We start from the raw sequence: 7,230 nt of genomic DNA, 5'->3' as shown, positions 1-7,230 counted from the left end.
TCTTGGTACTCACCTGTCTTCGACTCCACCCAGTAGAATTGATCGTTAACATGAAAGAAAAGATCCATCTCAAAATCAGCTCCGTTCGACAAAGTGACTTGGGCATTTGTTATGTAAGAGAAATCAATCTTTCCAGTTTGACTTGTAGCAAGACAGATCAGCTTATCCCTGACGTATCTCTCTAGCCAGTTTCCTGAGAGAAAACTCAGTGCCTGGGGCGATCTACTGGGCCTTGCCACCAACAGGTACTTGGGTGCCCTAAAGTATCTGTACTCTTCCAAAAATGCGATTCCGTATAACTCTTTGGCGACTTGGCAAGTTGCGCTGATTACTTGTTGGGGCTCGTCTTTAAAGTTTATTGAGAAAGAGTTTCCGCTGTTCATATTTGATTTAATCATTCTATAGAATCTTTTGATCGAAGAGTATCGGCTGCCCATAAAGGCAGCTATTTGATCTAGCTTTTCCTCTTTTTCTCCCACAGCTATGCTTTTTATCCTTACGTTTTTTGAGTTTAAGAATGACTCTATCTTTGATATATCAACAGTAGCTACCCTATCCTTGTCTCTTGGCACTTTGTCTATTGATTCAGGCTCTGGTGGTTGATCAATAATCTGAGTGATCTGATCATTCTGGGAGTCCTGATCTGTAGTTTGAGATGTCTCTAATTCGCGAAAATTTCGAAGAGCAACTTGTAGGTGCTGATAAACATACTGAGTTTCTTTCAATAAGTTTTCCAGAAGAACTCGCTGGTTGCTTAGTTGCTTATCCTGCTCAGCTAGCTTTACAGATATGGTTCGTAGAAGGTCTCTACTCCAATCTTTTAGCAAGCTCTGACAGCTATCGACTAGGCGAAATTTAAACTCTTCAAGGTTAGCTTGGGAATCGTGTAACTTCTCAGAGATTATGTTCACCAATTCTTCGCTCAATTTGCTTAGCGCTTTGTTTGCTTCGTCAAGGACTTGGCTGTGTTGGCTTAACTGTGAAGATATCTCTCTGATAATCTCTCGTTTCCAGATCTCTAGTTTAGGGTTTGCCCTATACTGGCGAGCAGCGTAAATACCTAACGAGAAACCAATAGCTACCCCAATCAATAAAACCAAAACGAAGTCTACCAAATGCCCCTGGCCCCCGCGCTGTTACTTTTCTTTCAAGTTGACTGGACTACCCGCTTGCCTCAACATGCTATAGGGAGATGAGCAAATTTTCAAGTAGAGGGCGGGCCTGCCCCTGACCCCTGAGAAGCTAGGCGCTGATGAGGGATCCCAGCCAGCCTTGCTGAAGAGCTTCTTGAGCAGGAGTCAGTTCAGGCAACACCTCCAACGTGTAGACATCGGGCCGAGGGGGATCCAACGGGATCCAAAAGTGTTTCAACTGGTCCGCTTGAAAGACGCTTAAACAGATGATCTGGTGGGGCTGATAGGCTGTCAAGCGTTCCGCCAAGTTGGCAGCGCTCACCCTGAACCCATCCAGGGCCACCAGCTCATCGCCGGCCCAGATGCCCGCTTTTTGCGCCGGGGATCCCATCTCTACTGCGCTGATGCGATTGCCCTCGCCGTTGAAATTGAGGCCCAGGTATGGGATGGGGTTGGGGCGGCTGAATTGGGCTTTGAGGGTGAGGCCAAAAGGATGTAGGTAGGCATTGTAATCCAGCTCTTCCGTGCCTTCCACATAGGCTGCGAAAAACCGGCCAAGATCGGCACCGGCTGCCCGCTCAAACGCCTCCCGCAAGTCTTGGTCGCTGTAGCCCTTGCCTGACCGACCAAAGCGCTGCCACAGATCCTGCAAAGCTGTATCCAGGGATCCCTGACCGCCGGAAAGGTGACGGATGTGCAGATCCAGCAGCCAACAGACCAAAGCCCCCTTTAAGTAATAAGAAACCTGGCTGTTGAGGGTGTTTTCGTGGGGGCGGTAGAGTTTGATCCAGGTATCGAAGCTGGACTCCCGCAGCGATTGCACGGCCCGGCCCGGAGTACGCTGCAAGCGACCAATCTGTTCGGAAAGAACTTTTAAAAAATCGCCGGCACTGAGGATCCCTGCCCTCAATAAGATGACGTTTTCGTAATAGCTGGTCGCCCCCTCACAAAACCACAGACATTCCAGATAATTTTCCTGGTTGTAATCGATCTTTTCCAATGCCAGAGGACGCAGACGCTTGACATTCCAGGCATGAAACAACTCGTGGGCGATCAGAGCCAAAAACCGACGATAGGACTCTGGCTGATGCAGCTCCAGCCCAGAGTAAAGAAGGGTGGTGCTGTACTTGTGCTCAAGGCCACCAAATCCTCCCGGTGACAAATGCACGATAAACCAGTAACGGTCATAGGGTAGCCCACCAAAAAATGCGGCTGTGGTTTCGACAATGGCCTTGGCATCGGCAACGGCCCGATCGACATCCAGAGTGCCCGACCCCCAAACCACAAGGTAATGCGGGATCCCTTCCACCTCAAACGATTGCACTCGATGTGGACCCACCTCCACCGGGCTATCCACCAGCTCGTCGTAGTCTTCCGCCACAAAAGACTGGCCGGAAGCGGGATCCCCAGAAGAGGAGATCAAAGGCCGCAAACTGGTGGCGATGTGCCAATCCGGCTTGGGTGGGATCACCGTCAAAGTGTAGGGTTCCCGCTCGCGACCGGGCACGTAGAGAAACAGCGCTGCCCCGTTGAAATAGGCGTGGGTCAAATCCAGATGGTTTGTGCGCACCGTCAGCTCATAGGCATAGACCCGATAGCACACCTTCACAGCAGAAGAACCCGGCGGATCGATTTGCCAGGTATTCTTATCCACCTTCCGCCAGGCCAAAGGGATCCCTTGCTCAGTTGCCGCCTGAAACTCCTGCACATGACGGGCATACTCCCGCACCAAGTAGGATCCCGGCGTCCACACCGGCAGTCGCAGCCGCAAAGGCACCTCTGGATCCACCTCTTGGATCTGCAGTTCCACCTCCAGCAGGTGATTGGCCGGATCCGGCATCCGCACTGTGAAATGCTGGCGGCTCAGTTGAGAAGGTGCAGCAACGATAACCTCTGGGATCCCCATAGATAGATAGATAGATAGAATGTTCCAACCCACTCCACTCTCTACCGCCAAGGGCCGACGCAGCCCCCAGCGACAATGGCTCTTATCCTAACCCCTGCTTTCGGTTGGGGATCCCTTTCTGGGGCAAAAACGAGACTCAAAAATGTAGCACGTGCTACAAAGATGCCTGGGCAGAACCTTCTACTTTAGGGTAAATCTTGGTATCATCATCGATTCTGAAGTCAAGGGGTTGCAACCTAGCCTAATGCTTCTAGATTGATCTTAATAGGTTGATCTTAGGTATAAACTGACCTTAAAAGGTTGATGAGTATGGCGGTGGCCGTAGCAGAAAAATCTCTGATCACAGCCTTCAAGCAATTGGGAGGCCCTCACCATCCTCCGGTTATCGAAACGTTTGAGCGCGGGAAGACCATTTTTTTTCCAGGGGATCCGGCGGAGCGGGTTTACTTTTTGGTGAAGGGAGCCGTTAAGCTCTCGCGGGTCTACGAAATGGGGGAGGAAATCACCGTCGCCCTCCTACGCGAAAACAGCATCTTCGGCGTGCTCTCCTTTATCACAGGACAGCGCTCTGATCGCTTTTATCACTCGGTGGCTTTTACGCCTACTGAGTTGCTCTCTCTGCCGATCGAGCAGGTGGAAAAATCCTTGCAGGAGAACGCCGAACTGGCCATGTTGCTGGTTAAAAGCCTGTCGTCCCGCATTTTGCAAACGGAGATGATGATCGAGACACTGGCTCATCGCGACATGGGATCCCGTCTGGTCAGCTTTTTGTTGATCCTCTGTCGCGATTTCGGAGTGCCTGGCCCAGATGGGGTCACCATCGATCTCAAGCTGTCTCACCAGGCCATTGCCGAGGCCATTGGCTCAACCCGCGTCACCATCACCCGCCTGTTGGGAGAGCTGCGCAAGAAGAAGTACATCTCCATTCACAAGAAGAAGATCACCGTACACGACCCGATGCGGCTGAGCCATCGCTTTGCCTAGAAGGAAGAGGAGAACACTTCCTGAGCAGCACCTTGCCCAGGCAAACCCCGCTCGACGGCTGGTTGAAGCTCTGGCCGGCCTATGTTCAATCTACTGCTGCAGCCTTGAAGAATCTCTATACCTAAAGGACAGACTTAAAGTTTTCTGGAAGCTAACCGGATCGCGGGCAAAAACCTACTAGTCTATGGGGGGATCTGGCTTTGGCCAGAGCTATCTAGCCAATTGCTGAGGTGTAACTGTGGAAACGGCCATCGAGTGGATTACCGCCCATGAGATCCTCGACTCGCGAGGACGCCCCACCTTAGAGGCCCTGGTGGGTTTAGCCAATGGGGCGACGGGCTTGGCGCAGGTTCCCAGCGGCGCTTCGACCGGTACCTTTGAGGCCCATGAGCTGCGGGACGGGGATCCCAAACGCTACGGCGGTAAGGGTGTGCTGAGGGCGGTGGAAAACATCCTTGGCCCCATCCAGTCGGAGCTGCAGGGAGAAGATGCCCTCAACCAAGCCCGTATTGACCAGTTGCTGATCGACCTGGACGGCACCCCCAACAAGTCCCGCCTGGGGGCCAACGCTATTTTGGCAGTTTCTCTGGCGACAGCCAAAGCGGCTGCGGAAGCAGTGGGCTTGCCTCTTTACAAATACCTGGGGGGGCCCTTTGCCAACCTGCTGCCGGTGCCGCTGATGAACGTGCTCAACGGCGGCGCCCACGCCGACAACAACGTCGATATTCAAGAATTTATGCTTGTGCCCATTGGAGCGGCCAGCTTTCGCGAGGCGCTGCGCTACGGGGCTGAGGTGTTTGCGGTACTAAAACAAGTGCTGCAGCAGAAGGGGCTGTCCACCGGTGTGGGGGATGAAGGGGGGTTTGCTCCTGATCTCGACTCCAATGCGGCGGCTTTGGATCTGCTGATGACGGCTATTGAACAGGCAGGCTACAAACCGGGAGCAGATATCGCCTTGGCCTTGGATGTGGCCGCCAACGAGCTGCTACAGGATGGGCAATATCACTTTGAGGGCAAAGCCCACAGCGCGGCTGATATGGTGGCTTACTACCAGCAACTGCTGGCCAACTATCCCATCCTTTCCATTGAAGATGGGCTAGCGGAAGAAGACTGGGCCGGTTGGCAAGCCATGACCGCTCAACTGGGATCCCGGGTACAGCTGGTGGGAGATGACCTGTTTGTAACCAACCTGACCCGCCTGCAAAAGGGTATCGACAGCGCCGCCGCCAACGCCATTTTGATCAAGCCCAACCAAATCGGCACCCTGACGGAGACCGTCTCGGCCATCCAATTGGCAGTTCAAGCCGGCTTTCGCACCATCATCAGCCACCGCTCTGGCGAGACGGAAGACACCACCATTGCCGACTTGGCGGTGGCCACCCGTGCCGGGCAGATCAAAACCGGATCCCTCTGCCGCAGCGAGCGCATTGCCAAGTACAACCAACTGCTGCGCATCGAAGACGAGCTGGGGGAAGCGGCAGTTTATGCCGGTCGGGTGGGCCTGGGTCCTGGAGCTCGCTAACTTCCCGTTCCGTCCCAGAGGATCCCTAGCACCTGCACCAAAAAGGCCCAGCGGTCGGCAGCTTCCTCAATCAGCTTGCTGGTGGGCTTGCCGGCCCCGTGCCCTGCCTTGGTGTCGATGCGGATGAGGATGGGCTGGGATCCCCCCTGGGCTGCCTGCAGGGCAGCGGCAAACTTGAAGCTGTGGGCGGGCACCACCCGGTCGTCGTGATCTGCGGTGGTGATCAGGGTGGCGGGATAGGCAGTGCCGGGCTTGAGGTTGTGCAGAGGGGAATAGGCGTAGAGGGCCTTGAATTCCTCCGGGTTCTCCGGGGATCCGTACTCGGAGATCCAGGCCCAGCCGATGGTGAACTTATGAAAGCGCAGCATGTCGAACACCCCCACTGCCGGCAGGGCCGCTGCAAACAGCTCCGGCCTCTGAACCAGGCAGGCCCCCACTAAGAGGCCGCCGTTGCTGCCGCCAGAGATGGCCAACTTGGCGGGGTTGGTGTAGCCATGGGCTATCAGCCACTCGGCAGCGGCAATAAAGTCGTCGAACACCTTTTGCTTGTTGAGCTTGGTGCCCGCCTGGTGCCACTCTTCTCCGTACTCGCCGCCGCCGCGCAAATTTGGCTGGGCATAGACACCGCCCATTTCCAGCCAGGCCACCAGACCCACTGAAAAGCTGGGGGTAAGTGAGATGCCAAAGCCACCGTAGCCATACAGCAGGGTGGGGTGATCCCCTGTCCGAGTCAGGCCACGGCGGTGGACGAGAAACATGGGGATGCGGGTGCCGTCTTTGCTGGTGTAGAACACCTGCTGCACCTCGTAGGCCTGGGGATCGAAATCCACCTGGGGCTGACGGAACAGGGTGCTGGTGCCGCTGGTGAAATCGTAGCGGTAGATGGTGGGTGGGGTGGTGAAGCTGGTGAAGGTGTAGAAGGTCTCGGTGTCGTAGCGCTTGCCGCCAAAGCCGCTGGCAGATCCCAGCCCGGGCAGCGGGATTTCTCCTAGGTAGGTGCCGTCTAAAGCAAAGGTCTTGATCTGGGTGTGGGCGTCTTTGAGGTAGAAGGCCACAAACTGATTGTTGATCAAGCTAACCCCCTGCAAGGTCTCCTCCGCCTCGGGGATCACCTCCTGCACCTGGTCGGGCTGCTCCAAGTCAATCGCCACCAGTCGCCGCCGAGGAGCTTGGCAGTCCGTCAACAGCCAAAAGCGGGATCCGTCGTTGCCCACGAAGCTGTATTCGGCCTCAAACTCGCGGATGAGCTCTACTACAGGAGACTGGGGATCCCGCAAGTCTTTGTAGAAGATGAGGTTTTTGGGATCCGTGCCCCGCCAGACGGAGATGATGAGGTAATTCCCATCTTCAGTAACCCCGCCGGCAAAGCCCCACTCTTTTTGGTCGGGGCGGTGATAGACCAAAACATCTTCTGACTGGGAGGTGCCCAGGCGGTGGTAGTAGAGCTTCTGGAAGTAGTTGGCGCTTTCGTATTCGCTGCCGGGGGCCGGTTCGTCGTAGCGGCTGTAGAAAAATCCTTGCCCATCCAGCGTCCAGCTCGCCCCGGAAAACTTGACCCAGCGGAGGTGATCCGGCAAATCCTCGCCGGTTTCGATGTCCCGCACCTTCCACTCTTGCCAATCGGAGCCGGAGCAGGAGAGGCCATAGGCTAGATACCGTCCAGCGTGCTCCGCACCGCTGTCGCG

General features: G+C 55.1%; 5 protein-coding genes. 2 read left to right on the top strand and 3 right to left on the bottom strand.

What is annotated here, in order from left to right; all coding sequences use genetic code 11:
* Window positions 1-1,115 (bottom strand): hypothetical protein (locus tag NW819_RS06265; protein WP_414413230.1); only part of this gene is annotated, 1,115 nt, incomplete at its 3' end.
* A 127-nt stretch (window positions 1,116-1,242) separates the two neighbouring features.
* A complete protein-coding gene (locus tag NW819_RS06260) occupies window positions 1,243-3,039 on the bottom strand; it encodes a M61 family metallopeptidase (RefSeq protein ID WP_414413229.1) in 1,797 nt (598 codons plus the stop codon).
* Window positions 3,040-3,348: 309 nt separating this feature from the next.
* On the opposite strand from NW819_RS06260, the gene ntcA reads away from it, so the two are divergent.
* Window positions 3,349-4,023, top strand: coding sequence for a global nitrogen regulator NtcA (ntcA, locus tag NW819_RS06255; protein ID WP_011434093.1), 675 nt, complete (start codon window positions 3,349-3,351; stop codon window positions 4,021-4,023).
* 238 nt (window positions 4,024-4,261) lie between these two features.
* Window positions 4,262-5,545 carry a phosphopyruvate hydratase gene (eno, locus tag NW819_RS06250; protein ID WP_414413228.1) on the top strand — a complete coding sequence of 428 codons (1,284 nt, stop codon included), beginning with the start codon at window positions 4,262-4,264 and terminating at the stop codon, window positions 5,543-5,545.
* On the opposite strand, the gene NW819_RS06245 is transcribed toward eno, so the two are convergent.
* Window positions 5,542-7,230, bottom strand: a 1,689-nt coding sequence (locus tag NW819_RS06245; RefSeq protein ID WP_414413227.1) for a prolyl oligopeptidase family serine peptidase, incomplete at its 5' end; no start/stop codon positions are given. The genes eno and NW819_RS06245 overlap by 4 nt on opposite strands.

Source organism: Synechococcus sp. R8-2, assembly GCF_047461715.1.
Classification (GTDB): domain Bacteria; phylum Cyanobacteriota; class Cyanobacteriia; order Thermostichales; family Thermostichaceae; genus Thermostichus.
The sequence above is the reverse complement of the archived record's forward strand: the minus strand, read 5'-3'. Positions and strand labels throughout refer to the sequence as shown.

Coding starts and splice junctions, on each gene's coding strand:
- NW819_RS06260 (WP_414413229.1), bottom strand. CDS start 3,039: ATGGGGATCCCAGAGGTTATCGTTGCTGCACCTTCTCAACTGAGCCGC.
- ntcA (WP_011434093.1), top strand. CDS start 3,349: ATGGCGGTGGCCGTAGCAGAAAAATCTCTGATCACAGCCTTCAAGCAA.